Here is a 25609-nt window from a genome sequence, read left to right as displayed (position 1 = left end):
ATTCAGTGGAAAAACTCATGAGCGTGTTCGACGAAGAGAAGATCGACTGCCATTGCCACGTGTTCGATCCGATGCGCTTTCCGTATCGCGACGACACCGCTTACCGGCCAGCGCAGCAGGAGGTCGGCACCGCCGCGCAGTTCGTGCGCGTAATGGATGCGTATGGCGTGCGCCACGCGCTGCTGGTCGGCCCGACGAGCGGCTATCGCACCGACAACCGCTGCCTGCTCGATGCGCTCGAAACATACGACGCACGTTTGCGCGGTATTGCGGTGGTCGATAACGGCATAGGCCGCGGAGAGCTCGCCGCGTTACGGCGGGCAGGGGTGGTCGGCGTCGCGTTCAATCCGGCGATGGAGGGCATCGACCTGGTGCTCGAAGCGGGCGCGCTATTCGGCATGCTGGCCGACCTCGGCATGGTCGCGCAGATCCAGGTCGCGGGCGACCAGATGACGGCGCTCGGCCCCTGGCTCGCGCGGCAGCCGGCCGCGATCGTCGTCGATCACTGCGGGCGCCCGAACGTCGCGGAGGGCATTGCGCAGGCCGGCTTCGACGCGCTGCTGCGGCTCGCGGACAGCGGCCGGGCCAGCGTGAAGCTGTCGGGCTGGCAGAAGTATTCGCGCGCCCCGCATCCCTACGAGGACATCTGGCCGTACGCTCAGGCGCTGTTGCGCGCGTTCGGGCCGGAGCACTGCGTGTGGGGTTCGGACTGGCCGTTTCTACGCGCGCCGGAACGGCTCGACTACGGTCCGCTGCTGACGATGTTCGAGACGCTCGTGCCCGACGCGAAACTGCGGCGGCAGATCCAGTGGGAAACGCCACGCCGGCTGTTCGGTTTCGACGCGTAGTCCACTCGCCGCAACGTAGGTGAAAACGATGACCAGCGCGACAGTGACTGGCGACAACGGTGCGCGTCAATCGCTTGCTACTCCTTAACGCTTTACTCTAGAAAATCCACAACACATCGCCTACCCTTAATCGAGCCGGTTTGCCGCGGACCCGTGCATCACTTCTCCCCTCTGCGAAGCCGACCCGTCCTGACAAAGCTAAACAACGATTCGAAGCCGTACGCTTTCGTTGTCTGCGAGGGTTGCGCCATCGTGTTCTTTCACGCTGTCGTCCGCGTGGATCCATGTCGCGCTCCTGCGCTGCAATTCATAGGGATATAAAAAGCTAGGAGACGCTCATGCCATTCAACCGTATTCAGGGAATTGTCGGCCTGCCACTGCTCGCCATCGCGTTCGGCTTGCCCGCGGCTCATGCCGCCGACGAAGTACAGAACAGCACGACCACCACCGCCGCGCCGGTGCCCTCGACGCTTCAGCCCGTCACCCAGGATCAGCTCGATCGCGCCGGCAGCATGACGGCGGTCTGGCTGCATTCGAACGGCTCGTATGCGCAGACCCGCTATTACCCGGGCTCGCAGATCAACAGGACGAACGTCGCGAAGCTCAAACCGGTGTTCATCTTCCAGACGGCCGTCAACGAATCGATGGAAACGGCGCCGATCGTGAAGGACGGCGTAATGTTCCTGACCACGTCGTTCAATCACGTGTACGCGATCGATGCGAAGACGGGCAAGGAGTATTGGCATTACAAGCACAAGATGGGTCCGGTCACGACGTTCTGTTGCGGGCCCAACAACCGTGGCGTCGCGATTTCGGGTGACCGGCTCTATATGGGCACGCTCGACTCCAAGCTCGTCGCGCTCGACGCCAAAACCGGCAACGTGCTGTGGCAAACCCAGATCGCCGATCCCGACCAGGGCTACTCGGAAACGATGGCGCCGGCGGTCGTCGACGGCAAGGTGCTGATTGGCACGAACGGCGGCGAGTACGGCATTCGCGGCTTCGTGAAGGCGTACGACGCGAATTCCGGCCAGTTGCTGTGGACTTTCTACACGATTCCCGAAACCGGCCAGGAAGGCGTGTGGGCGACCAAAGACGCGACCGGCCGCGACGAGAAGCGCGACATCGACGCAGAGAAGAAGCAGCTGGCCGACAAGGGCGGCGACTTCTACAAGACGCTCGGCGGCGGCGTGTGGATGACGCCGGCGATCGACCGGAAAACGAACACGGTGTACTTCATGGTCGGCAATCCGTCGCCGGACCTGTACGGCGCGATCCGGCCGGGAGACAACCTCTATACGGACTCGCTCGTCGCGATCGATCTCGACACCGGCAAGTACAAATGGCACTACCAGTACGTGCCGCACGACGTCTGGGACCTCGACGCGGTGAGCCCGCCGGTGCTGATCGACGTGCGCGACAACGACGGCAAGATGGTCCCCGGCATCGTGCATGCGGGCAAGACCGGTCACGTGTACGTGCATGATCGTGCGACCGGCCGTCTGATCCGCTTCTCGCAGGCGATGATTCCGCAGGAAAACATGTGGACCCTGCCGACCGCGTCCGGCGCGCGCATGTTGCCGGGCGCGAACGGCGGCGTCGAATGGTCGCCGATCGCCTTCGATCCGCAGACGCGTCTCGTCTACGCGGCCAACCTGCATCAGCCGATGACGTACCAGGTCGAGGACGCCGCCTATCCGGGCGGCAGCAAGCTGTGGCTCGGCGGCGCGTTCAAGGTGATCCCGTCCGAGGCGCAATGGGGCAAGCTGTCGGCCGTCAACGTCGACACCGGCAAGATCGCGTGGGACTACAAGACCGACCAGCCGCTGATCGGCGGCGTGCTCGCGACGGCGGGCGGTCTCGTGTTCAACGGCGAGGGCAACGGCCTGTTCCGCGCGTTCGATGCCGCGAACGGCAAGAAGCTATGGGAGTTCCAGTGCGGCGCGGGCGTCAACGCACCGGCCGTGTCGTACACGCTCGACGGCAAGCAATACGTGGCGGTCGCGGCGGGCGGCAATACGCAGCTCGACTACAAGCGCGGCAATAGCGTCATCGTGTTCGCGGTGCCATGAGGGGGCCGGCGCCGCGGGGAGCGCCGGGTGGGGCGCGCGCTGCATGGATCGCGCTGCTGTGCGGCGGATTGATCGCCGCGTGGCTGCCGTCGCGCGCGCGCGCCGACGCCGAGGCGGGCAAGGCGAAAGCGCAGGTGTGCGTGGCCTGTCATGGGCCGATGGGCAATTCGACCAATCCGGACTATCCGATTCTGGCCGGCCAAACCGCGCGCTATATATATCTGGAACTGAAGGACTTCAAGCAGGGACGGCGCAGCGATCCGCGCATGTCGCCGATGGCGGCGAACCTGTCGGCAGAGGACATGCAGGACCTCGCCGACTACTTTGCCGCGCAGAAGCCCATATCGGTGCCGTTCAAATCGGATGGCGCGAGCATCGAAGCGGGCAGCAAGAAGGCCGCCGAGGTGTTGTGCACGATGTGCCACCTGGGCGGCTTCTCCGGGCAGAACGAGATTCCGCGCGTCGCGGGCCAGCATTATCAGTACATCGTCAAGCAGTTGCAGGACTTCCGCTCGCACACGCGCACCAACGATGCGGGCAACATGACGAGCGTGACGCGTAATCTGACCGACGACGACATCCATCATCTGGCCGCCTATATCAACAATCTGCAGTAGCACGGGGGAGACACCATGACTGATATGTTCAATCGGCCACTTGTGGTCGCCGTTCTGCTCGCCGCCGCATTCGCCGCCGCGTCCGGCGCTTGCATGCCGGCGCTCGCGCAGGACCAGGGGGAAATCAACCGCCAACTGCTCGCGGCCGCGAAGGACGACGATCAGCAGTCGGTCGTCGCGGCGCTGCAGCGCGGCGCGTCGGTCGATGCGATGAACCGGATCGGCGATACCGCGCTCGTCACCGCGTGCAAGAAGGGCGATACGGCGATGGCGCGCACGCTGATCGAACGCGGCGCGAACGTGCAGCACGCGAACGCGCCCGGCGATACGCCGCTGATGGCCGCCGCCTACGGCGGCTTCGACGAGATCGTCGCGCTGCTGCTCGCGCATGGCGCCGATCCGCTCGCGACCGATCGCGTCGGCAAGACCGCGATGGAATACGCGGCGGGCGAGGGGCAAACGAAGGTCGTGGGTCAATTGCTCGATGCCGGCGTCGACGTGAACCGGACCTACAAGAACGATCTGACCGCGCTGATGTGGGCGGCCGGCTACGATCGCGCGGAGACCGCCCAGCTGTTGCTCGCGCGTGGCGCGAACCAGTCGTTGAAGGACAACCGGGGGATGACGGCGAAAGATATCGCGGTGCAGACGAAGTCGGCGCGGGTCGCGGGGTTGTTGTCGGCGAGTTAGCGGCTGGAATCACGCGCGCAATGCCGGCCGCGCTTGCGCCAGGATCGCCGGCAATGCCTCGAACGAATCGATCAGCGCGTCGCAGCGCGGCATGTCGGCGCCGCTCGCGCTGCCATAGCCGTAGCTGACGATAAAGACCGGCAGACCGGCCGCGCGCGCCGCCGCGACATCGACCGATGAATCGCCGACCAGCACGCAACGTTCGGGCTCGACGTCGAGCAGCCGGCACGCGTGCCAAAGCGGTTCGGGCGACGGCTTCATGCTCGCGACGGTGTCGCCCGCGACCAGCCCGTCCAGATGAGCGGCGAGCCCCGTTTTGTCGAGCAGCGCCGCCGCCAGCGCCTGCGGCTTGTTGGTCACGCACGCGCAGCGGTACCCGTGCTGCCGCAACGCGTGCAGCCCGGCCATCACGCCGGGATAAACCCGGCCCAGCTCCGCGCTGGTCACCGCGTAGTGCCGCTCGAATATGTGCTGCGCATGCTCCAGTTCGACTTGCTGACCGAGGCCCGCCGCGTTCAGCGAGCGTTGCACGAGCTTGCGCACGCCGTTGCCGATGAAGCCGGTCACCATGTCGTACGGCAGCGGCGTGGCGCCGAAGTCCTTCAGCATTCGTCCGGCGGCCGCGACGATGTCCGGCGCGGTGTCGACCATCGTGCCGTCCAGATCGATCAGGACGGCGTGGTAGCCGCGGTTCATCGCCATGACGCGCTCGCGCTCGCGTTCGCCTGGTCCGCGTTCAGTGCGCCGCGCGCGGCCGAATCGGGACGCCGCGTGGCGTCTTCATGCCAGCGGCGCAGTGTCGCCAGATCCACCCAGCGATGCCATTCGCCGCGCACCATCGGAACGATCGGCGCATGCGGATCGCCGAGATGAGGCAGCACGGCCAGCGCGCCATCGAAGTCCTCGTGCGCGGTAAAAGTGCTCGGCGTGACGACGACCGGCACGCGCGCGGCGCGCGCCGCCAGCAGACCATTGCGCGAGTCCTCGAAGGCGAGGCAGGCCGCGGGCTGCAAGCCGAGCTGGTCGAGCACGTGTCGATAGACGTCGGGGGCGGGCTTTTTCGCCGGCGTGGTGCCGGCGTCGCCAATGGCCGCGAAGCGATGGCGCCAGGTGGCGCCGAAATGCGCGTGCAATAGCGCGTCGAGGTTGGCGGGCGTCGTGGTCGTCGCGATCGCCACGCGCAGGCCGGCCTCGTTCGCCTCGTCGATCAGACGCGCGATGCCGGGGCGCAGCGGCAGGCCGCGCTCGCGCATGCGCTCGGTGTAGTGGCGCGTCTTCAGTGCGTGCAGCGCGTCGACGGCCTCTCTCGCTAGCGGGCCAGCGGCTTCCTCGCACTCGACCGTGCGCCAGTAATGCAGCAGACGCTCCTTGCCGCCCGCCACTTTCAGCAGGCCAGAATAGAGCGCTTCGTCCCAGAACCAGTCGAGGCCGGCTTCCGCAAACGCGGCGTTGAACGCGTGCAGATGAGCGGTCTCGGTGTCGGCGAGCGTGCCGTCGACGTCGAAGATAAGGGCTTGCATCGTGCGGTCCTCGCGAGGGTGGGGTGCCGTTCAGACACGCACCACGATAGCCGAGCCATCCGCCGATTCAAATTCAGAGATTCTTTCGCCGTCGATAAGCGTTGCATTATGTGCCGGCAAGCACGCCGCAACATGCGCGCAGCAACAGGTCATTTGCCCAACTGCGGATCGGTCACGAAGCCGAGCTTCGTCAACCCGCCGCTTTGCGCCGCCGACATCACGACCGCTACCCGCTCGTACGGCACCTTGCGATCCGCGCGCAAATGCAGCTCCGGCTGCGGCGTCGCGACGGCGGCCTGGGCGATGCGCGCGCGCAGGCCGTCGTCGGTCACGGGCTGACCGTCCCACAGAACCGTGCCGTCCGCTTGCACCGCGACGTCCACATGCGCGGGCTTGACCGCTTCCGGCTGGCTGCTCGCATGCGGCAGATCGATCCTGACCGCGTGCTGCAGCGCCGGAATGGTGACGAGAAAAATGATCAGCAGGACCAGCATTACATCGACGAGCGGCGTCATGTTGATCTCGTTCATCAGACCTTGATCGTCGTCGTCGGAGAAAGGGCTCATTGCCATTCGAGGTCTCCGTCGCGGGTTGCGTTCGTCGCGTTGGTGCCGCGCGGCACCACGCGCATCTGCGGCCCGGCGCTCGACGGCAATTGCGCACCGGTCACGAAGTACGCATGCAAGCCGTGCGCGAAACGCTTCAGGCGCGCGACGATCGAGCGGTTCGCGCGCGTCAGGCCGTTGTAGCCGAGCACGGCCGGTATCGCGACGAAGAGCCCGAACGCGGTCATGATCAGCGACTCGCCGACCGGGCCGGCAACATGATCGATCGACGTCTGACCGGTCTCGCCGATCACGATCAGCGCATGGTAGATGCCCCATACGGTGCCGAACAGCCCGACGAAAGGCGCGGTGCTGCCGATCGAAGCAAGGATCGCGAGGCCGCTTTGCAGACGTGCGATCGTTTCGTCCATCGTGTCCTGCAGACGCCGGGTGATCCAGTCCGACACGTCGATGCGGTCGTGCAACTGCTGCTGCGTCTGCCGATGATGCGTCGCCGCTTCATGGCCCGCCAGCGCGAGCGCGAGCAGCGGGTTGTCGTGCGCGTGCGAATCCGGATAGCCGAGCGCGTGCAGCCCGTCGTCGAAGCGGTCCGCGCTCCAGAAGCGCGCGTCGCTCTGGCTGGTCACGCGCCTGAGGCGGACCACCTGCCACAGCTTCACGATGATCACCGTCCACGACAGCACCGACATGATCACGAGCACGCACAGAATGCCGCGCGTGACGAAATCACCCGAATCCCATACGTTTGCGAGTCCGTAATGTTGCATGGCGAGTTCCTTCGGTTGGTGTCGGTGGTCTGTCTGGCGGTTCGGTTACGCCGGGTCGGTCACTCGGTCAGTCCGAATACGAACGACTGCGAGTACGCGGCGCGCACCGGCGTGCCGTTTTCGGTGTACGGCTGGCAGGCGCCCGCATGCACGGCCGCGAGCGCCGCGTCGTCGAGCCGGGTGGAGCCGCTGCTGGTTTGCAGCTGCGCCGTTTCGATATGCCCAGTCAGCCCGACGACGAAGCGCACGATCGCCGTGCCATGCTCGCCGCGTCGCTTCGCGACATCGGGATAGTCGGGCTTCGGAATCGAGCAGTCGACATGCGACACGTTGCGCGGCTCGGTCGACGCGGGCGCCGCCGGATGAGCGGCGGGAGCGGATGCGGTCGACGGCGCGGCGGCCGTTGGCGTGGTGGGCACGGCGGCCTGCGGTGCCGCCGATGGCGCGGCGGTTTGCGTGACGGGCTGCGTGGTGCTTTCGCGTGTCGGAGACGGTGCCGGCACAGGCTTTTCCACACTGCGCGGCACCTGCGCGCGCGGCTGCGGCGCTGGTTTGGCGTGCACGGCGGGATGCATGACGGGCGGCGTGGGCGCCGGGGGGACGACAGCGGCGGGCGGGGGCGGCGCGGGTGATGAAACAACCGGAGCGGGAGGCTCGGGGCTCAGCAGCAACGCGGTGATCGTGCGTGGCTCGACCGGACGCTCGACGATCGGCTTGCGTGCGCTCAACGCGATGACGAGCAGCAGCAGATGCGCGACGATCACGGCGCCCAGCACGATCGCCGCGCGACGGTAGCCGGCCGCGAGATTCGCAGAGCTTGCTGGGTGCACCACGGCAACTTGCAGCATCATCGTCACCTCCGCGGTCATTGTCCTCCGCGGACCCCGCTTTTCAAACCCGCGACGGCAGGCGCGAAGCAATTCGGGAAAATCTCCCGCCGGTCCGCGTTGTCAAACAATCACCCGGTGGGCTACCTTGAAACGATGACGCGAACCATCGCGGCGCTGCCATATCAACCCGGAGTACAACGATGCTGGAGACACGGATTTCCCCCCGACCGCCACGCCGTTCCCTCGCGCTGGCTTGCGCGCTCGTGCTGGCCGCGAGCGCCGCGCATGCCGCGGCCGCGCCGCTCGCCTACGTGACGAGCGAGAAGGCCGGCGTCGGCGTGATCGATCTCGACCAGATGACGCTTGCGCAGACCTTTCCGGTCGGCGCGGACGGCCCGCGCGGGCTGAGCCTGAACGCCGACGGCACGCGTCTGTTGGTCGCCAACAAGAACACCAACGATCTCGCGGTGATCGACACCGCTACCGGCAAGGTCGTCAAGCGCGTGAAGATCGGCAAAAACCCTGAATATGTGCGGGTGCGCAACGGCTACGCGTACGTGACCTACGAGCCCGGCGAGGACGGCGGGCCGCCGGGAGCCAAACCGGAAGGCAAACCCGATGCGAAAGGGGACAACAAGCCCGAAGCGAACGCGGGCGGCAAACCCGGCGCGGACGACGACGACGCGAACAAGCCGCCCGCTGAAATCGCGATCATCGATATGAAGAACTGGCAGGTGATCCGCTCGGTCACGAGCGGCCACGAAACCGAAGGCATCGAATTCTCGCGCGACGGTCAGATGATGCTGGTCACCAACGAAGGCGACGATACCGTGTCGATCTATCACGCACGAACCGGCGCGCCGATCAGAACCGTGAAGCTCGCGGCGGGCGGCCGGCCGCGCGGCATCCGGTTGTCGCCCGATGGCAAGCACTATGTGGTCACGCTGGAGTCGCTCAGCAAGCTCGTCGTGATCGACGCGCACACATTCGAGGTAGTCAAGACGGTCGATACGAAGCTTGGTCCCTATGGCGTCGCGTTCGGACCGAACGGTGAGCGGCTTTTCGTGGCCGCCGCGCGCGACAAGGTCGTGCAGGTGTTCGACGGCCACACCTTCGAACATGTCGCCGATGTGCCGGTCGGCCAGCGCTGCTGGCATTTCAGCTTCACGCCGGACGGCTCGAAGCTGATGGTCGCGTGTGGGCGCTCCGACGCGGTGTACGTGCTCGACGCGAAGAGCTATCAGCCGCTCAAGCAGATCGGTGAACTGCCGCTCGCGTGGGGCATCGTCACGTATCCGCATAGCGATGGGTCGATCGAATCGCATTGAGTGACATGCTGGCTTTGCTGAGTTGGTGTTAGCTTTTCCCCGTCTTGTACCGCTGTACGAGAAGAAGCACAAAAAGGCCGCCTGACAAGGGCGGCCTTTTTTATGTGTGTTCGAGCATGCTCAATAGCTCGGGGATGCAAGTCTCCGTCTAGCCTAATCCCGATTTCGCACCAGCAGAAATATGCAACAGAAATGAGTTATCCGAAACCAATAGCGTCAATTCTTGTAAAAGCGGGCTTATCCCGAATTAAAACCGTTGACCGCGGTCCGTTTCGATGGTTAATTCTCGTAGCAACGCTAGAGAACTCATGAGGAGTACAGTGGATCAACAGATGCAGCAAAGCAGTGGGACGAATGCCGAGGAAGAATGCGGAGTTTGCAGCATTATCTTTTTCTATTTATTCCAAGTTCCCGCCGATGCCGTCCGCCCAGGCCTTGAACATGGAAACCGGGGAGTTCTTTCCGTTTGAGAGAGTTCGTAAGCTGAAAACCGGTTATGCCATGGCCGAAGCACTGGGCGTTGCATGGGCGTGCAATTGTCGCGAACGATCAAAGAAGCGTTTCGATGAACAGTTCACGCTTCGGGACCCGAACGGGCGCGCGCTTTCCGATACTCTCTATACGGTCCGATTTCCCTCGGGCGAGTTGAAGCATGGGGTTACCGATCACGCGGGACGTACACAGCGGCACAAGACAGACGGCGCGCAAGCGGTGCGAATCTATCTTGGACATCGCCAGTCAGCGTAACAATTTGTCTATCAAGGTAACTCATAAAACGGGGTAAAAATGACTTATCCGCTGCACGAATGCGTGACCAATACAAACGCTAATTCAAACGTGAATGTCTATGTGACACGCTACTGCAAGCCATGGAAGTTATCGGCCGGGGGTATTGAATTTCTGAAGGGCTGGGAGAAATTCAGTGCGGTCATATATGACAAGGATGGAAGCGGAAAAGGCAATGCGACTATCGGTTATGGACACCTTGTTCATATGGGGCCGATATCAGGAGCAATATCTGAGAAGCCATTTTTGCATGGAATTGCGGAGGCCGATGCCGATAAAATGCTCCGCGCTGATGTCGAAAAGGCTGAACGCATTGTCAATAGCGCGATCAAGGTCCCTTTGCACCAGTACGAGTACGACGCCCTAGTGTGTTTTATATACAATCTACAAGGTCATGGCGCCAACCTCCTCGATTTCGTGAACACTGGTGATTATGACAAGGTTGGCGACAAGATGAGAACTTACAGCCATGACCATCAGGGTCGCTTAGTTAAGGGCTTGCTCAGGCGTCGTCACCGTGAGGCAGAAATGTTCGAGGCAGGGATCTATGACTCATCACACTAAACTTATCGCGGCGATTGCATTCTGGCCGATCTTCTCGATAGCGGCCACCGTTTATTCGGGGGAGTTCGACTACAGGCAGATCCAATCATCGGCGACCTATTTCTCCGGCCACTCGGAAAAGGAAATTGATCGTTTGTGCAAGAGCGGAGAGCACGCGACGAATGATGATTTAGCTCAATGCCAACACCGGGAATTTGAGCGTGCAAAGGTGCGGCTGGATGAGAAGCTTAAAGTCGTTACGGCGCGATTTGAGCAGGGCGATATTTTTTTAAAAACCTATGATGAGAAACCATTGGCGATGCCATATTTCATTTCGGCGCAAGTTTCGTGGGCGAAGTTTCGTGACAGTCAATGTTATGCAGAAACATATATGATGGGCGAGGCGGCAGAGCGCGATATATATTTTTGGGGATGTATGACTGACATTACGCAAACGCGCGCAAACGAGTTAGCTAAATTGCTGAAGGATTGGAGTGTTCACTAAAAAAGCAGTTCCGTTTCGGCGAAGCTATTTGAAATGGGAATCGATGATGCGCGACACTAGTATGTTTTTTCTGCTTTTCATTATGTCGCAGGCGACCTGGTTGCTTTATAGCGAAGACGACTGGTCCGCGCCGCTTTGCCGGCATTGCGCTCGTGCAGAACCGTCAAGCGACCGCAAGACCGAAGCCACCCCTTCGCACCACGCCAGTCACCACTACTTCCACCCATATCTCATCCCCACCCAAAACCCCCTCGGCGCCCCCGGCCCGACGAACTGCTCGTTGACCGGATTAGCGCCGTTAAACGTATTCCCCGGCCCAGTAAAGAAGTTCGCCCCCAGCGCGCCGAAGCTCGCATAGCGCTTATCGAGCAGGTTCGACACCGATGCGAACACCTGCAACTGTTTCGTCACCTGATACGAGGTGTCCATATCGATCAGCAGATAGCCCGAGATCTTGCCGTTCACATCCTGGTTGTTTTCGTCGCCATGCGCGTAGATGCTGCCGCGCCACGTGAGGTTCGTGCCGATTCGCCATTTCGAGGTGGCCGCGTAATCGAGCCGCAGTTTGACGGTCGTCGCCGGAATGCTCGGGATGTGGTCGCCCGGATGCACGGTGATGTTGCCGTTCGCGTCGGCGCTCGAATTGCTGCGGCTGCTTTCGACCCATGTCGACTGATAGGTCGCGTTGACGTAGCTATAGCTGCCGGTCACGGTGAGCGGTCCGTATTTCGTCTGCCCGGCCAGTTCGACCCCTTGCCGGCGCGTGCGCCCGACGTTCTGAAAGAAGCCCTGCGAACTGCCCGCGCCGTTGCTGCTGATGAACTGGATGTCGTTGTCGAGCGTCGTGCTGTAAGCGGCGGCGCTCCATGTCGTGTTGCCGCCGATCCTGCCGCGCGCCCCGACTTCATAGGTCTTCGAAATGACCGGCTGCAACGGCGGATCGGAGACGAAGTCGTTCGGCAGAGAACATGGCGCGTTCGGATCGGCGCAGGCCAGCTCGATCGCGGTCGGCGAGCGCATGCCCTCGTTGTAGGTCGCATAGGCGGTGAAGGCCGGCGTCGGATTCCAATTGATGCCGACCGCCGGATTGAAGCGCGAGAACGTATGGTGGCCGTTGAGCTGCGGCTGCGTGCCGGATTCGTCGCCGATCGTCGCATCGGCCCAGTTGTAGCGGCCCGACAGCGTCAGCGACCACTGCGGCGTCAGCGACAGCGTGTCCGTCAGGTAGATGCCGTAGTTCGTGTTGTGCGTGTTCGCGTTGGTCTGCGGTTCGAAATTGCCGATGCCGACCGTCGCGCGCGAATCGGTGAACATCGCGTCCTGCGACGCCTGCGTGAAGTGCGAATTGGCGGCATCGACGGCCATGCCCGCGATGAACTGGTTCTTCATGCCGCCGAGTTTGCCGAGCAGCGTCAGTTGCAAGCTCGCACCGTAGCTGTCGGTCGTCACGGTCGATTGCAGGTTGGTCGCCTGCAACGTATCGACAGCGCCGTCGTCCCCGATCTCGCCGAAGTTCTCGTTGACGTTACTGCTGGTGTTGGCATTGCGAAAGTGCCGGTAGTACGCGTTGCCGCTCAGCTCGACGTTGTCGTTGAAGTAATGATCGCCCGACAGCGTCAGGTAGCCGACGCTATTCTGATTCCGGTCGGGATACGTATACGGTTGCTTCGGGTTGTTGAGGAACGAGCGCGGAAGGGTTTGCACGCCGTGCAGATCGTTGTCCGCGCCACCGGCCGACAACGACAGCGTGGTGTCAGCGTCGGTATAGCGCAGCTTGCCGAACGCCTGACGGATGCGGCTTTCGTTCTGCTCGGCCCAGCCGTTATCGTTCGCGGCGTTGGCGGTGAAGTAGTAGTCGAGGTTTTGACCGATCGTGCCGCCCTGTTCGATCTGCGCGGCCTTACGTCCCCACGAGCCGCCCTGTATTTCGGCTTCGCCGACCGGATTGTCCTTGCCGTTTTTCGTCGTGATCGCTAGCGCGCCGCCGAGCGTGTTGAAGCCGAAGGTCGGATTGGAGCCGGGGATCAGCTGCATCGTGTCGATCGCCTGTTGCGGTATCAGGTCCCAGTTCACGACGTCGCCGAACGGCTCGTTCACGCGCACGCCGTCGACGAATACCGACAAGCCCTGCGGCGTGCCCAGCAGCGGCGATGCGGTGAAGCCGCGATAGAACAGGTTCATCTGATACGGATTGCCCTGCGCGTCGGAGATCGTGACGCTAGGCAGATTCGCCGCGAGGAAATCGGTGAGCGTCTGGCGTCCCTGCCGTTGAATATCGGCCGCGTGTACGGTCTGCACGTTGGCCGGCACCTGCGTAAGCGGCGTGCCGATGCCGAGCAATGGCGTGGTGCCCACGACGACGATCGGCGCGAGGGTCGTGGCGGGCGTCGTGTTGTTGTTGGCGTTGTCGTCGGGCACCTTGGAAGGGGCAGCGGAAGACGCCGAAGCCGGCGCCGACGCCGCGACCGGCGGCTCGGCTTGCGCTTGCGCCCATACACTCGTGGACAAACCGGCGAGCGCTCCGCCGACGCAGAACGTGATGCCGGCGCGCCGCTGAAGCCGGCGTTTGCGGCGTGCTTGAGATCGCATGCTCATCGTTGTTGTCTCCTGCCGGCTTGTTATGTGCGCGTGTCGCGCGTTGTTCGACGTTGGTGTAAAGCTTCGCATACGCGTCTGTAAGCCGCGCGGGAGCTTTTCCCGATCTGCCGGGGAAGCGTTCCCAAACTCGCGCGAAACCCGCTGCGCGTGCCGTCGCTGAGTAGAATGCAAGCGTCATGTCAAGCGAACCGATCCATTCCTCCTCTGCTGGCCGCCCGCCGCCATCGTCACCGATATGGCGCGACCTCGGCTGGGTCGTCGCCGTGACCGCGCTGGCTGCGGCGCTCGGCGCCGCCTTCGATCTGAGCGAGAAGATCTACCGCTTCACGCGCGGCATGGAGCGCTTCCAGCTCGACGAGTTGCCGGGCACGCTGTTCGTGCTGTCGATCGCGCTCGCGTGGTTCGCGTGGCGCCGCTATAGCGATGCGCGCCGCGAAGCGCGCCATCGCCGCATGCTCGAGGAACAGGCCGAACAACTGCTCGCCGACAACCGGCGCCTCGCCAGTCAGGCGCTGCAGGCGCAGGAACGCGAGCGCCGCCATATGGCGCGCGAGCTGCACGACGAGCTGGGTCAATACCTGAACGCGATGTCGCTCGACGCGGCGCGCATCCGCGAGCTATCGGGCGAGCGCGAGCCGGAGATTCATCGCATCGCGCTCGGGCTGATACAGAGCGCGACGCATGTGTATCGACAGATCGGCGGCATGATCCGCCGCCTGCGGCCGATCGGTCTCGATGAATTCGGCTTGCCGACCGCGCTCGAACATTGCGTCGACGGCTGGCGCGAGCGTTTGCCCGAGGCGTCGTTCTCGGTGACGATCGAAGGGGACTTCAGCGGCCTCAGCGATGCGTTGACGATCACGCTGTACCGGCTCGTGCAGGAAGGACTCACGAACGTGTCGAAGTTCGCGCGCCGCTCGCGCGTCGAACTGTTCATGGTGCGTGCGCCGCGCGAAGACAACGGCACGCAGATCGACGAGATCGTCGTCACGATGGCCGACGACGGCCCCGGCACCGATCTGACGGAGCCGCGCAGCGGGCTCGGGTTGATCGGTATGCGCGAGCGCGTCGAGGCGCTCGGCGGCGAGTTTCACGTCGCCAGCGAGCCGCAGCGCGGTTTTCTGTTCTGCGCGCGCGTATCCGCTCAAGCGGGGCTGGCCGAGCCCGTGAACTGAAGCCCGAGGCGGCTTGCCATCTGCGCGAGCTGCACGCCGTTGTCGGCGCCGAACTTCTGCCGGATCACCGATTGATGGTTGGCCACCGTCTTCTGACTCAAGCCGAGCTTTTCGGCGATGCTCGGCAGCGTATAGCCCTGCACGAGCAGCCGCAGCACCTCGAACTCGCGCGCGGACAACTGACGCCCCGGCGGCCCTTCGTTGAACGCGGTGCGCAGCGCGAGCGCCTGCGAGATGTCCGGGCTCAGATAGCCGGCGCGCCGGGCGATCGAGCGCACCGCTTCGACCAGCACGTCGGGCGCGCTCGCCTTGGTCACGTAGCCGAGCGCGCCTGCGTCGAGCGCGCGCCGCACGAAAATCGATTCCTCGTGCACGCTGAAGATCAGCACGCGCGCATCCGGCTCGCGCGCGAGCATGCGCCGCATCGCTTCGATGCCGCTCGCGCCCGGCAGCGACACGTCCATCACGACCACATCGGGCCGCAGCGCGCAAAAACGCTGGTAGGCCTGCGCGGCGTCGGCCGCTTCGCCGCACACCTCGACGTCGTCGTTCAGTTCGAGCAGACGCCGGTAGCCTTCGCGCACGACCGCATGATCGTCGACGAGCAGAACGGAGATGGTGTCGGCACTCATGATTGGGCTCCGGGTGATGCTCGGTTGTCGCCGGCGGCGTCGGGCTCGCGGGAAGCCGCAGCGAGCTTGCGCGAGTTGGCGTCGTTGCGAAACAGGATCGGCTGTTCGCGGGCGGCTGCTGTCGCCGCGGATTCCGACGCCGCCTGCCGCACGATCTTGACCACGTTCTCGTGAAACGGCGATTTGTCGCAGACAGGGTCGGCGTTGGCCGCGTCGCCGGTCAGCAGGAATGCCTGGCAGCGGCAGCCGCCGAGGTCGTGTTCCTTTTCGTCGCAGCTGCGGCACGGCTCCTTCATCCACTGCAAACCGCGAAAGCGATTGAACGCGTCGCTCTCGTACCAGATCTCGCGCAACGGCATGTCCTTCACGTTCGGCAGCGTCAGGCCGGGCAGGCCGCGCGCCGCGTGACACGGCAGCGCGGCGCCGTCGGGCGCGACGCCGAGGAACACCGCGCCCCAGCCGTTCATGCAGCGCTTCGGGCGCCGCTCGAAGTAGTCGGGCACGACGAAGAAGATCTTGCAGCGCTCGCCATGAGTCTGGCGATAGCGCGCGACCACCGCTTCGGCTTCTTCGAGCTGCTCGCGCGTCGGCATCAGTTGCGCCTGGTTCTCGCGCGCCCAGCCGTAGTACTGCGTGTTCGCCAGCTCCAGATATTCGGCGCCGAGAGCCAACGCCATCTCGATGATCTTGTCGACGTGCGGCAGGTTGTAGCGATGCAGCACGCAGTTCATCACCATCGGAAAGCCGTGCCGTTTGAGCGCGGCGGCGACGCGCTGCTTCAGCTCGAACGTGCGCGTGCTGCTGAGGAAGTCATTCAGTTGCTGCGTCGAGTCCTGGAACGACAACTGGATGTGATCGAGCCCGGCCGCCTTCAGATCGCCGAGGCGCTGATCGGTGAGACCGACGCCCGACGTGATCAGGTTCGTGTAGAAGCCGAGCCTGTGCGCTTCTTTGACCAGCACTTCGACGTCGTCGCGCACCAGCGGCTCGCCACCGGAAAAGCCGAGCTGCACCGCGCCGAGCGCGCGCGCCTCGCGCAGCACGTCGAGCCATTGGCCGGTGGTCAGTTCGCGGTTGTGATCGGTGTAGTCGAGCGGGTTGTAGCAGAACGCGCAATGCAGCGGACAGCGATAGGTCAGCTCCGCGAGCAGCCACAGCGGCGGCGGTACCGCGGCGGCCGCGCTGCTTTGCGGTTGCGCGCCGGGTTGAGAACCGGGTTGAGAACCGGGTTGAGAAAGATCGGTCATCGCGCTACTCCAGCCAGCCGCGCCCATGCGCGTCGGCGATGAAAGCCCGCACCTCGTTGCCGATGCCGGTCGCGTTGAACGCCTGTTCGAGCTCGGCGATCAGCGTATCGATGTCGCGTGTGCCGTCGCAGCGCTTGAGGATTTCTCCGGCGCTTTGGTTGAGTTTCACCATGCCCTCCGGATACAGCAGCACGTGCGCGTTCTGCGCGGGCTCCCATTGCAGGCGGAACGGCTTCGCGATCGCGAGCGGCGTGGCGGGGTCGGCGCGTGTGGTGTCGTTCATTGCGGAAACGCCTTCTCGATCGCGTCGAGCATGGTCCACAGAATGTCGAGCTTGAACTGCAGGATTTCGAGCGCGCGTTCCTGCTGATCGCGTCGCGTGAAATGGGCGAGCGTGACTTCGAGTCCGTGCTGCACGTCGCGCTGCGCGAGCGAAATGCGCGAGCGGAAGTACGCGAGGCCCTCGGGCTCGATCCACGGATAGTGCTCGGGCCAGCTTGCGAGCCGGTCGCGATGCACCTGCGGCGCGAACATCTCGGTCAGCGACGAGCACACCGCTTCCTGCCACGGCGCACGGCGCGCGAAATTCACATAGGCATCGACGGCGAAGCGCACGCCCGGCGTCACGTGTTCGAGCGACCACAATTCGTCGCGAGTGAGACCGACCGCATCGGCGAGACGCGCCCAGGTTTCGATGCCGCCTTCCGCGCCTTCGTAGCCGTCGTGATCGAGAATACGCAGCACCCAGCGGCGGCGCGTCGCGCGGTCCGGACAGTTCGACAGCACGGCCGCATCCTTGAGCGGAATGTTGATCTGATAGTAGAAGCGGTTCGCGACCCAGCCGCGAATCTGCTCGCGCGAGCAGCCGCCGCTATTCATCTTCACGTTGAACGGATGGTGGATGTGATAGGCGGTGCCCTTCGCGCGCAATTGCGCTTCGAATTCCTCACGGCTCCAGGCAGGTCGGTCGACGACCTGGGTTCCCGCTGCGCTTGCGTCGCGTGTCGGTGTCGTGTCCTGAATGTCTTTCGCGTTCATGCCGTCCGTCTCCGTTTTATCGTCGTTCACAGCCGCGCCTGGCTACCTCATCTCTCCGCACTCTTTACTGCGCACTTCAAAGCTCGAAGCTCATTCCGTCGTACGCGACCTCGATTCCATGCTCGCCTAGCATGCGCCGCTCGGGGCCGTCTTCGATCAGGATCGGATTCGTGTTGTTGATATGGATCAGCACTTTGCGCTTCGCGTCGAGCGAATCGAGCGTTTCGATCATGCCGCCCGCGCCGCTCTGCGGCAGATGGCCCATATCCGCCGAGGTCTTCTTCGACAGGCCGAGGCGGATCATTTCGTCGCCGGTCCACAGCGTGCCGTCGACGAGCAGCAGATCGGCCTCGCGCATCGCCGCGAGCACGTGCGGCTCGATCGCGCCGAGCCCCGGCGCGTAGAACACGCGCTGGCCCGATTGCAGGTTCGTCAGCACGAGCCCGATGTTGTCGCCGCGCTCGGGCGCTTCGCGATGCGGCGAGTACGGCGGCGCCTTGCTCGATAGCGGCAGCGCGTCGATGCGGATGCCGGGCAGCGCGTCGACGGCGAGCGGCGCGCCGTCTAGCGCGATCCGGCGATGCTCGACACCGCAGTAGTGCGACAGGATCGGCGCGACCGGAAAGCCGGTGCGCAGGTCCTGCCAGACCGCATCGGTCGCGTACAGCGGCAGCGGCGTGTCGCGTTCGCGCAGCATCAGCAGGCCGGTCACGTGGTCGATCTGCGCGTCGATCACGAGCACCGCGGCAATGCCGCTGTCGCGCGCGCGCCGCGCTGGCTGAAGCTCGGGATGCGCGGCGATCTGCGCGAGCAGATCGGGCGACGCATTGACGAGCAGCCAGTCCTCGCCGTTCGCGCTGACCGCGATCGACGACTGCGTGCGGCGCGTCGCCTTCACGGTGCCGCGACGCACGCCGTCGCAATTGCGGCAATTGCAGTTCCACTGCGGAAAACCGCCGCCCGCCGACGAGCCGAGTACCTTGATCTTCATGCCGCGTGACGCATGCTGCTGCGCTCCTCGTCGATGGTGGGAATGAACATCGCGGCAAGCACCTGCGCGACTCGTGCATGCAGTGCGGGGTCGCTCGCCAGATGGCCCGCCGCGCTCACGGACTCGACGCGCGCCGACGGAACCGCGCGCGACAGACGCCGCAGATTGCCGTGCGGACACACCGGATCGCGCGTGCCATGCACGGCGGCGATCGGCACGCCGGCCGCCGCCGCGCGGCGCGCGAGCGACAGCAAACGCGTTTCGCCGAGCCAGCAGCGATGCGCGAGGTAGTGCGCCTGAATCCGGTATTTGCCGATCAGCTTGCGGGTGTGGGGTTGGGAATCGTGTGCGTTTCGCAGGACCCCACGTCGTTGCGCCGCGGCGCCTCGCGGCGATGCGCTCGCCAGCACCGCGTTTTCATAACCGCGCCAGGCCAGCGCGAGCGAACGTTGACGCGCTTCGTTCGCGCCGTATTGCAAGCCGGAGCCGCATCGCGCGGCCAGCGTTGCGGGCTCGTCGCAGCGAGCAGCGTCACGCAGTCTCGACCACGCACGCGGCGCGCGCTTGCGCGACGCGACGAACAAACCGCGAACTTCGCGCGCGGAAGTCAGGAACAGGCCGCGCAGCACGACGCCCGTGACCGACTGCGGACACTGTCCCGCATACGCGAGCGCGAGCGCCGCGCCCCACGATCCGCCGAGCACGCCCCAGCGCGCGAAACCGAGCCGCACGCGAATCGCTTCCAGATCGGCGATCAGATAGTCGGTGCGGTTGTGGCGCACGCTGCCGTGCGGCGTCGACGCACCGGTGCCGCGCTGGTCGATCAGCACGACGCGAAAACGCCGCAAATCGAAGAGCCGCAGTACACCGGGCTGACTGCCGCTGCCGGGGCCGCCGTGCAGCACCGCGATCGGCACGCCGTCGCGCGCGCCGGCGAGCGCATACCACACCCGATGACCATCGCGCGTGCGCAGCGTATGGACTTCGAGCGTTGCGGCTGCCTGCGTCGGGCGCGACGAGCTTCGCATCGTCATGGCAGCATCCTCGCGAGCAGGTTGTCGCGATCGATCCACTGATGCTTGAACGCGCCCGCCACGTGCAGCACGATCAGCGCGATCAGCGCATAGCCGATCGCATGATGAAGGCCGAAGAACAGGTCGCGCAGATGCGCGTCGTCCCAGCCCCACTTCGGCAGCAGGATGCCCCAGAAGCGCGTGCCGTAGCGATTGAACGACGAGCCGAGATACCCGGCGAGCGGCATCGCCACCATACAGACGTATAAAAGACCCTGCGTAGTGCGCGCGGCGGCGCGTTGCCACGGTGGCATCGGCGGCAGGGCAGGCCGGTGAAGGACTGCCCGCGCGACGATGCGCAAAAGCACCAGCAGGAAAACCGTCAGTCCGAGCGACTTGTGCAGATTGATCAGCGTCGCTTTGACAGGCAACCCCTTCGGCAATCCGACCATATAGAGGCCGAGCGCGAGCAGGCCGATGATGCCGAGCGCGATCAGCCAGTGCAGCGCGATCAGCAGCGCGGCATAGCGCGGGCCGCCGGCGCGGGCAGTTGCGTTGACGTTGATATCAGGCTTCGCGTTTCGTGAATCCGCTGTCGTCATGCGCTGTCTCCATGCAACATCGTGGCGGGACCTTTCTTTTTTGCCGACTATCGTTTCGGTCCTGGCTGACATAGCTGCCTCAGCCGGCGATCAGGATTTCGCCGCGGCCGTCGACCGCGAGGTCGCCCGTAAAACGAACCGGCAGACGGTCCGCGCGCCACTGCGAAAACGGCGCGATTTCGGCCGCGAGGCTGCGTATGAGCAATGACCAGAATACGTCGAAACCGTGCCCGCCGCCGGTGAACGTCGGGGGCGGCAAACCCTCGGGTCGTTGTGCGAGCAGCAGCGTGCCGCGCCTCATCGCATACGCATAGTGTGCGCCCAGTTGCCCCGCCACGCCGACGGTCCCCGCCACCAGCCGCGACGCCGCGAAGTCGCCCGCGTTGCCGCCGACGAGCACGAGGCCGCGGCGCATCCGGTCGGCGAGCCGCGCGCCCGCGTTGCCGTGAATCGTCAGCGTGCCGCCGCTCATGCCTTCCATGTCGCCCGTCACCGCGCCGGCGGCGAAGTCGCCGCTGTCGCCGCGCACCGTCACGCGTCCGCCGCGCATTTCGCAACCGGTGAAGTGCCCCGCGTCGCCGTCGATTTCAAGCAAGCCACCGCTCATCCTGAAGCCGCTGTAGTCGCCGACCGGGCCGCGCGCGACGAGCCGCCCCCCGTCCATCTGCGCACCGAGCCGGTCGAGCCACCGAGCGGCGCCGTCGATCAGCAGCGTGGCCATGTCGTCGCCGGATGCGGGCGCGTCATCGCGCACAACCTCGAATACGTCGCCGACCACGCAGCGCTCGTTGCCGGCCGGCAGCACGATGCGCTCGATCTCGGCCTCGCTCATGCTGACCAGTGCCGCCGGTGACAGCGCGGCCGCATCGACGCGAAAGCCGGGCGGTGTCTTCACGCGCAACGTGGTCGTGCTCATGCGCGTCCCCCGTCGAGTCCCGCCGCCAGCTCGTGCAGATGAAAGTGGTACGGCCCGAGCTTCCCGCCGTAGTTGCCCGCCGAAATGCGCAGCACGCCGGCCGCGCGTCCGAGTCCGGTCGCCGCGCCGATACCGGCCGTCATCGCCGCGCCCACGTCGGCGTCGGTCAGACCGTCGATCACGATCTCCAGCACGCAGCCCACGTCCGCGCTCAACTCGCTGCGCGATGTGAGGCCGATCAGGCTCGGACAGAACGCGTCGTTGGTCGACGCAGTCGCCCCCGCGTACTTCGAGCCGATCTTCGAGCCCGACCGCACGATGCCGCCGGGAAACGGCATGATCACGTTCGGCAGCCGGCGCATCGCTTCGACCGCGGCTTCGGCGGCGGCGAGCGCCGCGCCTTGGTCGCGCGCGAGCAGCAGCAGGTTGCCGCCGCCGACGGCCTTGACCGTCGCCGCCGTGTCTTCGCAGACGAACTCGCCGTCCATCACCGGCACGCGCCAGTAACGCGTGGGGCCGTTCCCTGTGTCGATCATCTTGGCGATCTGCCAGCCGTCGCCGAAAAAGCGCAGCCCGCTGCCGAGCGGCGCTGGGTCCGACAGCGGCGCGCGGCTCGTGGCCGGATCGATGCCGCTGTAGACGGCCGTGCTCGGGCAGGTGAGCACGCATTGGCCGACACGCCGCCCGATCTGCTTCGCCAGTTCCTTCGTCGACACCGCGAACAGCAGCACCGCGACACCGGGCCGGCCGTCGGGCGTCGCGTCGGGCGCGAGCGTGCGCTCGATGCCCGCCTCGCAGCCGCAGCCGATCACCGAGGTCGCGAAGCCCGACAGCGAGTTCGCCGCGTGCATCGCCCACGTCGGCGTGTGCGCGGTGATCACGAGCCGGGTCGCTTTCATCGGGAAGGCTTCGGCGAAGGTCGCGTCGATCGCGGTGCCGTTGATTTCGAGCGGGGCGGGAGCGTTCATCGTGGCCGCGTCAGGTTAGACATTCGACGGGCAACAGCCGCCCGCCGCGGCAGCAGCGGCAGGCTTCGTCGTCGCTGATCGCGGCGTGCGCGAAGTTGCTCGCGAGATTAGCGTCGCTATACGCGCGCAGCGTTTTCTCGATACCGCGATCGAACTCCGGCGCGACGAAATGGATGCCGCCCGTCGGCGTCGCGACCAGCGTGCCGTCGCGCGCGACCAGTTCGCCGTCCTTGAACACATACGCGGGCGACGTGAACATCCGCTCGCGGTCCGGCTCGTCGCGATAAACCGCGATGTCCGCCGCCGCGCCCGCGCCGAGATGGCCGCGATCGCGCAGACCGAGCAGCCGCGCGGGACCGGCGCGCGTGATGATCGCGATCTCGTACAGCGAGAATTCGCGCTTGAGTTCCGGCAGCGCGCTGGCAACCTGCGCTTCGGGATGCAGCTTCGCAAGCTGCTCATCGCGAAACGCTTTATCCATCAGCAGGCGGATCAAATGCGGATAGCTGGTGAACGGGCCGCCGTTCGGATGATCGGTGGTCATCGCGACGCGCCACGGGTCGTTGACGAGCAGAAAGATTTCGAGCCCGATGATCCATTGCAGCGCGTTCACATAGCTCTGTTCGCGATAGCGGAACGGCAGCACGCCGCAGCCCGCGTCGCATTCGATATCGCCGACTACCCACTTGTGCGGCCGCGCGAGCGGCGCGTTGCGGAACTGCATCATCGTGTCACCGGAGGCCGTGACGGTCTGTCCGAAGATGATCTGGCCGACGTCGATCGACACGTTCGGCCGCGCGTTCACGGCCTCGGCAATCTGCCGCGCGCCCGACGAAAACTTGCGCGAGCCCTCGGTGCCGTAGCTGTGAAACTGGATATGCGTCAGATGGATCGGCAGGCCGTCGGCGGCGTCCATCGTCGCGATCGTCGATGCGAGGTTGCCGGGCACGCCGAGGTTGCTCGTGTGCACGTGCAGCGCATGCGGCACGCGCAGCTCGGTCAGCGCGCGCGTCAGCGTGCGCAGCACGTCGCGCGGCGTGATGCCGTAGTGCGCGTGCGGTTCGTCGACGTCGAGCGAGCGCTGGTTGAACTTGAACGCGGAGATGCCGCCGGGGTTCACCACCTTGACGCCGAGCGCCTTGCTCGCGTTGATCGTCCAGCCGACGTAGTCGCGCAGACGTTCGAAGTCGTCGCGTGCGGCGAGCATTTGCAGGAACAGTTCGTCGTTGCCGAGCATCACGTACGCGCCGTGATCGATGATCGGCGTGTCGCCCATTTCGAGGTGCGTGTGGCGCGCGTTCGACGGCATCATCGCTGGTTCGAACGCAGCCGTGTACCCCATTTCGGCGTAGCGGTAGCCGGTCGCTAGCGTGCCCGGCGTGCAGACGCCGCACGAAGGCAGACGCAGATAGCGGCCGTTGTCGTCGCGCGCCGCTTCGTAGGCGGCCTCGCGGCGCGCGTCGGCGCGATGGTCCTCGGGCAGCAACAGACGCGACAGATTGGTTTTGCCGCCGCCAATATGCGAATGCAGATCGATGCCGCCCGCCATCACGATCATGCCGGTCGCGTCGTATTCGCGATCGACGGGGGTGGTGGAGGGAACATCGACGATGCGGCCGTCGCGGAACGTGAGATCGCGGCGCTCGCCGTTGACGTTGTTGATCGGGTCGAACAGCGTGCCGCCCTTGAGCCGAACGAGAGTCATGGCCGATCCTCGCGCGGATTCGATCGTTCGCTCAGTCGTTCGTGCAACTGCGCGGCAATCGACGCCACAGATTCCAGCGCAGCACCACGCGCGGCAGTGAGCGGCATAACGACCGTACCGTCGACGCGGAACAGATGGCCGCCGCTATCGATGCCCGGAGTCGCGACCGGCACGAACACGGTGTTCGCTCCGCGTGCCCTGGCGGCATTCGCGAGCGCAGGATGACCTAGCACGATCAGTGGCAGCGTGGGATCGAGCGACGCGGGCCATGCATGCGGCTCGAAGCCTGCGATCCACAGCAGCGCATCGACTTCGCGTTCGGCGAGCAGCCGCGCGGTCCGATAGCGGTACGGATCGTGATCGAGCGGCGCGGCGCCCGTGACGCGCGCCGGCATCGACACGCGCGTGCGCAGCGGCAAGCCTGACAGCCACGTGATGGTCTGGTTGACCGTCAGCGCGCCATCGTCACCGCCGAGCGCGACACATGCCGCGCGCGTCGTGCGATTCACGGCCTTGACGATACGGTTCAGCGCTTCTATCAGCAGCGCCGCGTGCGGCGCGGGCAGCGCGGCCGGTTCATAGACGACTACCGTGTAACGTGCGCTGGCGATGCGCGCGTGCAATGACGCGAGCGCAGTCGCCACGTGGCTCCGGCTGCCATCGCCGTGGCTTAGCGCGGCCGCGTCGCGTCCTTCGGCGAGCGCCGACCACAGCGCGAGCGTGTCATACGGATCAGTGTCGTGCAGCAGCGAGTCGATACGCGTTTGCGGCAAGCCGGCCGCCCCCGGGTCCGCCTCGCAGCCGACGAAGACCAGTTTGCGCGCGAGTTCGGTGCCCACCAGCGCGCGCGTGAAGAAGCGCGGGTAGCGCAGCGACGGCTGACAGCCGAAGAACACCAGGAGGTCGGCGCGCGCGCGCACTTCGGAGAGCGTCGTGAAGAACGCGCCGCGATCCTGCAACGCGAGCGTCGCGGGCGTCAGCGCATCGCCGTGCAGATGATCGAGTATCGCACCGCAGGCGGCGGCGAGCGGATACAACGCGCGGGTGCCGTCGACATCGGTCGCGAGGCCGCCGAACAGCGGGCGGCGCGCGTTCGCGAGCAACTGCGCGGCGCTCGCCAGCGCGGTATCCATGTCCACTTCGCTGCCGTCGACCACGCATCTGCATTGCGCATCCGTCGCGCCGTACTGCGCTAGCGCGTGAGCGAGCCGCGAGCATTCGGTGTCGGGCACTTCGAGCGTGCCGTCGTCGTGGGAAGCGGCGACCAGGTCGTCGCACAGCAAAGGGCAGAACGGACAGATCCAGTCGCGTGTGAGCGTCGCGGCGCGGGTTGCGCTCGGGCCAGGGGTCGATGGATCGGTTGCGGGACTATGCATGGGCCAGGTTTAGCAAGCTCCATGCCGATCTTTCTACGAATCGTCAGCGGGCGAGCACCGCGCTGAAGCGGGCCGCGCTTACGGTCATGCTGCTTTGCATTCAGCGATCAACCTGCGCGACGTACCGGCGACGAGCGTGCCCGATCGCGCGTCGGCGCGCGGGTTCACAGGCCCGCTGCGCCATACAAAATGTGTGCCGTTCTGGAGCAGAGTGTCACACGCAAACTGTCCGGCTTGTGTTGCGTTTACAGACAGCGCTGTCAGAACGCGTGGCAT

25 protein-coding genes and 1 pseudogene are annotated in these 25609 nt (G+C 65.2%); 9 read left to right on the top strand and 17 right to left on the bottom strand.

What is annotated here, in order from left to right; genetic code table 11:
* Nucleotides 1-17: 17 nt before the first annotated feature.
* The 4 genes from VSR82_RS11720 (at nucleotide 18) to VSR82_RS11705 (ending at nucleotide 4227) form a co-directional block, all read left to right on the top strand.
* Complete coding sequence (locus tag VSR82_RS11720) at nucleotides 18-848, top strand: amidohydrolase family protein (RefSeq protein WP_429456877.1); 831 nt, start codon at nucleotides 18-20, stop codon at nucleotides 846-848.
* Nucleotides 849-1186: 338 nt separating this feature from the next.
* Nucleotides 1187-2920 (top strand): pyrroloquinoline quinone-dependent dehydrogenase, encoded by a 1734-nt coding sequence (locus VSR82_RS11715; protein WP_429456879.1) that lies wholly within the window; start codon nucleotides 1187-1189, stop codon nucleotides 2918-2920.
* The gene (locus VSR82_RS11710; RefSeq protein ID WP_429456881.1) at nucleotides 2917-3537 is read left to right on the top strand and encodes a c-type cytochrome; all 621 of its coding nucleotides are present in this window, start codon (nucleotides 2917-2919) and stop codon (nucleotides 3535-3537) included. The genes VSR82_RS11715 and VSR82_RS11710 overlap by 4 nt, the downstream gene beginning before the upstream one ends.
* A 15-nt stretch (nucleotides 3538-3552) precedes the next feature.
* Entirely contained in the window at nucleotides 3553-4227 is a 675-nt protein-coding gene (locus VSR82_RS11705) for an ankyrin repeat domain-containing protein (protein ID WP_410842445.1), read from the top strand.
* Between the two features lie 9 nt (nucleotides 4228-4236).
* Here VSR82_RS11705 and gph read toward each other — a convergent pair whose 3' ends face one another.
* From gph to VSR82_RS11680, 5 genes are all read right to left on the bottom strand, one after another.
* Complete coding sequence (gph, locus tag VSR82_RS11700) at nucleotides 4237-4929, bottom strand: phosphoglycolate phosphatase (RefSeq protein ID WP_429456883.1); 693 nt, start codon at nucleotides 4927-4929, stop codon at nucleotides 4237-4239.
* The gene (locus VSR82_RS11695; RefSeq protein ID WP_429456885.1) at nucleotides 4920-5747 is read right to left on the bottom strand and encodes an HAD family hydrolase; all 828 of its coding nucleotides are present in this window, start codon (nucleotides 5745-5747) and stop codon (nucleotides 4920-4922) included. The genes gph and VSR82_RS11695 overlap by 10 nt, the downstream gene beginning before the upstream one ends.
* Nucleotides 5748-5896: 149 nt before the next feature.
* Nucleotides 5897-6319: an ExbD/TolR family protein gene (locus tag VSR82_RS11690; RefSeq protein ID WP_429456887.1), complete on the bottom strand. Its 423-nt coding sequence runs from the start codon at nucleotides 6317-6319 to the stop codon at nucleotides 5897-5899.
* The gene (locus VSR82_RS11685) at nucleotides 6310-7080 is read right to left on the bottom strand and encodes a MotA/TolQ/ExbB proton channel family protein (RefSeq protein WP_368581976.1); all 771 of its coding nucleotides are present in this window, start codon (nucleotides 7078-7080) and stop codon (nucleotides 6310-6312) included. The genes VSR82_RS11690 and VSR82_RS11685 overlap by 10 nt, the downstream gene beginning before the upstream one ends.
* Before the next feature lie 59 nt (nucleotides 7081-7139).
* Nucleotides 7140-7931, bottom strand: coding sequence for an energy transducer TonB (locus VSR82_RS11680; RefSeq protein WP_498857704.1), 792 nt, complete (start codon nucleotides 7929-7931; stop codon nucleotides 7140-7142).
* A 179-nt stretch (nucleotides 7932-8110) separates the two neighbouring features.
* Here VSR82_RS11680 and VSR82_RS11675 point away from each other — a divergent pair, with 179 nt between their 5' ends.
* The 4 genes and pseudogenes from VSR82_RS11675 to VSR82_RS11660 all read left to right on the top strand — a co-directional run bounded on the left by VSR82_RS11675 (nucleotide 8111) and on the right by VSR82_RS11660 (nucleotide 11072).
* A complete protein-coding gene (locus tag VSR82_RS11675) occupies nucleotides 8111-9238 on the top strand; it encodes a YVTN family beta-propeller repeat protein (RefSeq protein WP_410849772.1) in 1128 nt (375 codons plus the stop codon).
* A gap of 320 nt (nucleotides 9239-9558) precedes the next feature.
* Nucleotides 9559-9985, top strand: a pseudogene (locus VSR82_RS11670) (hypothetical protein).
* A gap of 39 nt (nucleotides 9986-10024) precedes the next feature.
* A complete protein-coding gene (locus tag VSR82_RS11665; RefSeq protein ID WP_368581972.1) occupies nucleotides 10025-10588 on the top strand; it encodes a lysozyme in 564 nt (187 codons plus the stop codon).
* Nucleotides 10572-11072 carry a lysozyme inhibitor LprI family protein gene (locus VSR82_RS11660; RefSeq protein ID WP_429456893.1) on the top strand — a complete coding sequence of 167 codons (501 nt, stop codon included), beginning with the start codon at nucleotides 10572-10574 and terminating at the stop codon, nucleotides 11070-11072. Before VSR82_RS11665 ends, VSR82_RS11660 begins: the two co-directional genes overlap by 17 nt.
* 213 nt (nucleotides 11073-11285) lie before the next feature.
* On the opposite strand, the gene VSR82_RS11655 is transcribed toward VSR82_RS11660, so the two are convergent.
* Nucleotides 11286-13667 (bottom strand): TonB-dependent receptor, encoded by a 2382-nt coding sequence (locus VSR82_RS11655; RefSeq protein WP_429456895.1) that lies wholly within the window; start codon nucleotides 13665-13667, stop codon nucleotides 11286-11288.
* A gap of 179 nt (nucleotides 13668-13846) precedes the next feature.
* On the opposite strand from VSR82_RS11655, the gene VSR82_RS11650 reads away from it, so the two are divergent.
* Nucleotides 13847-14845, top strand: a complete 999-nt coding sequence (locus VSR82_RS11650) for a histidine kinase (protein ID WP_429456897.1) — start codon at nucleotides 13847-13849, stop codon at nucleotides 14843-14845.
* Here the strand turns inward: VSR82_RS11650 and VSR82_RS11645 are convergent.
* The 11 genes from VSR82_RS11645 to VSR82_RS11595 all read right to left on the bottom strand — a co-directional run bounded on the left by VSR82_RS11645 (nucleotide 14815) and on the right by VSR82_RS11595 (nucleotide 25333).
* The gene (locus tag VSR82_RS11645; protein WP_013091038.1) at nucleotides 14815-15477 is read right to left on the bottom strand and encodes a response regulator; all 663 of its coding nucleotides are present in this window, start codon (nucleotides 15475-15477) and stop codon (nucleotides 14815-14817) included. The genes VSR82_RS11650 and VSR82_RS11645 overlap by 31 nt on opposite strands.
* On the bottom strand, nucleotides 15474-16724 hold the full coding sequence (gene pqqE, locus VSR82_RS11640) for a pyrroloquinoline quinone biosynthesis protein PqqE (protein ID WP_429456900.1): 1251 nt from the start codon (nucleotides 16722-16724) through the stop codon (nucleotides 15474-15476). Before pqqE ends, VSR82_RS11645 begins: the two co-directional genes overlap by 4 nt.
* A gap of 4 nt (nucleotides 16725-16728) precedes the next feature.
* Nucleotides 16729-17007, bottom strand: a complete 279-nt coding sequence (gene pqqD, locus VSR82_RS11635) for a pyrroloquinoline quinone biosynthesis peptide chaperone PqqD (RefSeq protein ID WP_368581967.1) — start codon at nucleotides 17005-17007, stop codon at nucleotides 16729-16731.
* The gene (gene pqqC / locus VSR82_RS11630; RefSeq protein ID WP_429457767.1) at nucleotides 17004-17762 is read right to left on the bottom strand and encodes a pyrroloquinoline-quinone synthase PqqC; all 759 of its coding nucleotides are present in this window, start codon (nucleotides 17760-17762) and stop codon (nucleotides 17004-17006) included. The genes pqqD and pqqC overlap by 4 nt, the downstream gene beginning before the upstream one ends.
* A 76-nt stretch (nucleotides 17763-17838) precedes the next feature.
* Nucleotides 17839-18753, bottom strand: coding sequence for a pyrroloquinoline quinone biosynthesis protein PqqB (gene pqqB, locus VSR82_RS11625; RefSeq protein WP_429456902.1), 915 nt, complete (start codon nucleotides 18751-18753; stop codon nucleotides 17839-17841).
* Nucleotides 18750-19787, bottom strand: coding sequence for an alpha/beta fold hydrolase (locus VSR82_RS11620; RefSeq protein WP_429456904.1), 1038 nt, complete (start codon nucleotides 19785-19787; stop codon nucleotides 18750-18752). The genes pqqB and VSR82_RS11620 overlap by 4 nt, the downstream gene beginning before the upstream one ends.
* On the bottom strand, nucleotides 19784-20368 hold the full coding sequence (locus tag VSR82_RS11615) for a cytochrome b (RefSeq protein ID WP_368586099.1): 585 nt from the start codon (nucleotides 20366-20368) through the stop codon (nucleotides 19784-19786). The genes VSR82_RS11620 and VSR82_RS11615 overlap by 4 nt, the downstream gene beginning before the upstream one ends.
* A gap of 79 nt (nucleotides 20369-20447) precedes the next feature.
* Nucleotides 20448-21284, bottom strand: coding sequence for a formylmethanofuran dehydrogenase subunit C (locus tag VSR82_RS11610; protein WP_410849780.1), 837 nt, complete (start codon nucleotides 21282-21284; stop codon nucleotides 20448-20450).
* Nucleotides 21281-22252 (bottom strand): formylmethanofuran--tetrahydromethanopterin N-formyltransferase, encoded by a 972-nt coding sequence (fhcD, locus tag VSR82_RS11605; protein ID WP_429456907.1) that lies wholly within the window; start codon nucleotides 22250-22252, stop codon nucleotides 21281-21283. The genes VSR82_RS11610 and fhcD overlap by 4 nt, the downstream gene beginning before the upstream one ends.
* A 10-nt stretch (nucleotides 22253-22262) precedes the next feature.
* Nucleotides 22263-23957: a formylmethanofuran dehydrogenase subunit A gene (locus tag VSR82_RS11600; RefSeq protein WP_429456909.1), complete on the bottom strand. Its 1695-nt coding sequence runs from the start codon at nucleotides 23955-23957 to the stop codon at nucleotides 22263-22265.
* Nucleotides 23954-25333 carry a molybdopterin-binding domain-containing protein gene (locus tag VSR82_RS11595; RefSeq protein ID WP_429456911.1) on the bottom strand — a complete coding sequence of 460 codons (1380 nt, stop codon included), beginning with the start codon at nucleotides 25331-25333 and terminating at the stop codon, nucleotides 23954-23956. Before VSR82_RS11595 ends, VSR82_RS11600 begins: the two co-directional genes overlap by 4 nt.
* Nucleotides 25334-25609 lie beyond the last annotated feature (276 nt).

Source organism: Burkholderia sp. JPY481 (genome assembly GCF_038900515.1).
GTDB classification, from domain to species: domain Bacteria; phylum Pseudomonadota; class Gammaproteobacteria; order Burkholderiales; family Burkholderiaceae; genus Paraburkholderia; species Paraburkholderia youngii.
Note: the sequence above shows the minus strand (reverse complement) of the source record. Positions and strands in the feature narration are given on the sequence as shown.

Bases quoted from the DNA above. Each gene is read 5' to 3' on its own strand.
- VSR82_RS11720 (WP_429456877.1), top strand. From the start codon at position 18: ATGAGCGTGTTCGACGAAGAGAAGATCGACTGCCATTGCCACGTGTTC.
- VSR82_RS11715 (WP_429456879.1), top strand. From the start codon at position 1,187: ATGCCATTCAACCGTATTCAGGGAATTGTCGGCCTGCCACTGCTCGCC.
- VSR82_RS11710 (WP_429456881.1), top strand. From the start codon at position 2,917: ATGAGGGGGCCGGCGCCGCGGGGAGCGCCGGGTGGGGCGCGCGCTGCA.
- VSR82_RS11705 (WP_410842445.1), top strand. From the start codon at position 3,553: ATGACTGATATGTTCAATCGGCCACTTGTGGTCGCCGTTCTGCTCGCC.
- gph (WP_429456883.1), bottom strand. From the start codon at position 4,929: ATGGCGATGAACCGCGGCTACCACGCCGTCCTGATCGATCTGGACGGC.
- VSR82_RS11695 (WP_429456885.1), bottom strand. From the start codon at position 5,747: ATGCAAGCCCTTATCTTCGACGTCGACGGCACGCTCGCCGACACCGAG.
- VSR82_RS11690 (WP_429456887.1), bottom strand. From the start codon at position 6,319: ATGGCAATGAGCCCTTTCTCCGACGACGACGATCAAGGTCTGATGAAC.
- VSR82_RS11685 (WP_368581976.1), bottom strand. From the start codon at position 7,080: ATGCAACATTACGGACTCGCAAACGTATGGGATTCGGGTGATTTCGTC.
- VSR82_RS11680 (WP_498857704.1), bottom strand. From the start codon at position 7,931: ATGATGCTGCAAGTTGCCGTGGTGCACCCAGCAAGCTCTGCGAATCTC.
- VSR82_RS11675 (WP_410849772.1), top strand. From the start codon at position 8,111: ATGCTGGAGACACGGATTTCCCCCCGACCGCCACGCCGTTCCCTCGCG.
- VSR82_RS11665 (WP_368581972.1), top strand. From the start codon at position 10,025: ATGACTTATCCGCTGCACGAATGCGTGACCAATACAAACGCTAATTCA.
- VSR82_RS11660 (WP_429456893.1), top strand. From the start codon at position 10,572: ATGACTCATCACACTAAACTTATCGCGGCGATTGCATTCTGGCCGATC.
- VSR82_RS11655 (WP_429456895.1), bottom strand. From the start codon at position 13,667: ATGAGCATGCGATCTCAAGCACGCCGCAAACGCCGGCTTCAGCGGCGC.
- VSR82_RS11650 (WP_429456897.1), top strand. From the start codon at position 13,847: ATGTCAAGCGAACCGATCCATTCCTCCTCTGCTGGCCGCCCGCCGCCA.
- VSR82_RS11645 (WP_013091038.1), bottom strand. From the start codon at position 15,477: ATGAGTGCCGACACCATCTCCGTTCTGCTCGTCGACGATCATGCGGTC.
- pqqE (WP_429456900.1), bottom strand. From the start codon at position 16,724: ATGACCGATCTTTCTCAACCCGGTTCTCAACCCGGTTCTCAACCCGGC.
- pqqD (WP_368581967.1), bottom strand. From the start codon at position 17,007: ATGAACGACACCACACGCGCCGACCCCGCCACGCCGCTCGCGATCGCG.
- pqqC (WP_429457767.1), bottom strand. From the start codon at position 17,762: ATGAACGCGAAAGACATTCAGGACACGACACCGACACGCGACGCAAGC.
- pqqB (WP_429456902.1), bottom strand. From the start codon at position 18,753: ATGAAGATCAAGGTACTCGGCTCGTCGGCGGGCGGCGGTTTTCCGCAG.
- VSR82_RS11620 (WP_429456904.1), bottom strand. From the start codon at position 19,787: ATGACGATGCGAAGCTCGTCGCGCCCGACGCAGGCAGCCGCAACGCTC.
- VSR82_RS11615 (WP_368586099.1), bottom strand. From the start codon at position 20,368: ATGACGACAGCGGATTCACGAAACGCGAAGCCTGATATCAACGTCAAC.
- VSR82_RS11610 (WP_410849780.1), bottom strand. From the start codon at position 21,284: ATGAGCACGACCACGTTGCGCGTGAAGACACCGCCCGGCTTTCGCGTC.
- fhcD (WP_429456907.1), bottom strand. From the start codon at position 22,252: ATGAACGCTCCCGCCCCGCTCGAAATCAACGGCACCGCGATCGACGCG.
- VSR82_RS11600 (WP_429456909.1), bottom strand. From the start codon at position 23,957: ATGACTCTCGTTCGGCTCAAGGGCGGCACGCTGTTCGACCCGATCAAC.
- VSR82_RS11595 (WP_429456911.1), bottom strand. From the start codon at position 25,333: ATGCATAGTCCCGCAACCGATCCATCGACCCCTGGCCCGAGCGCAACC.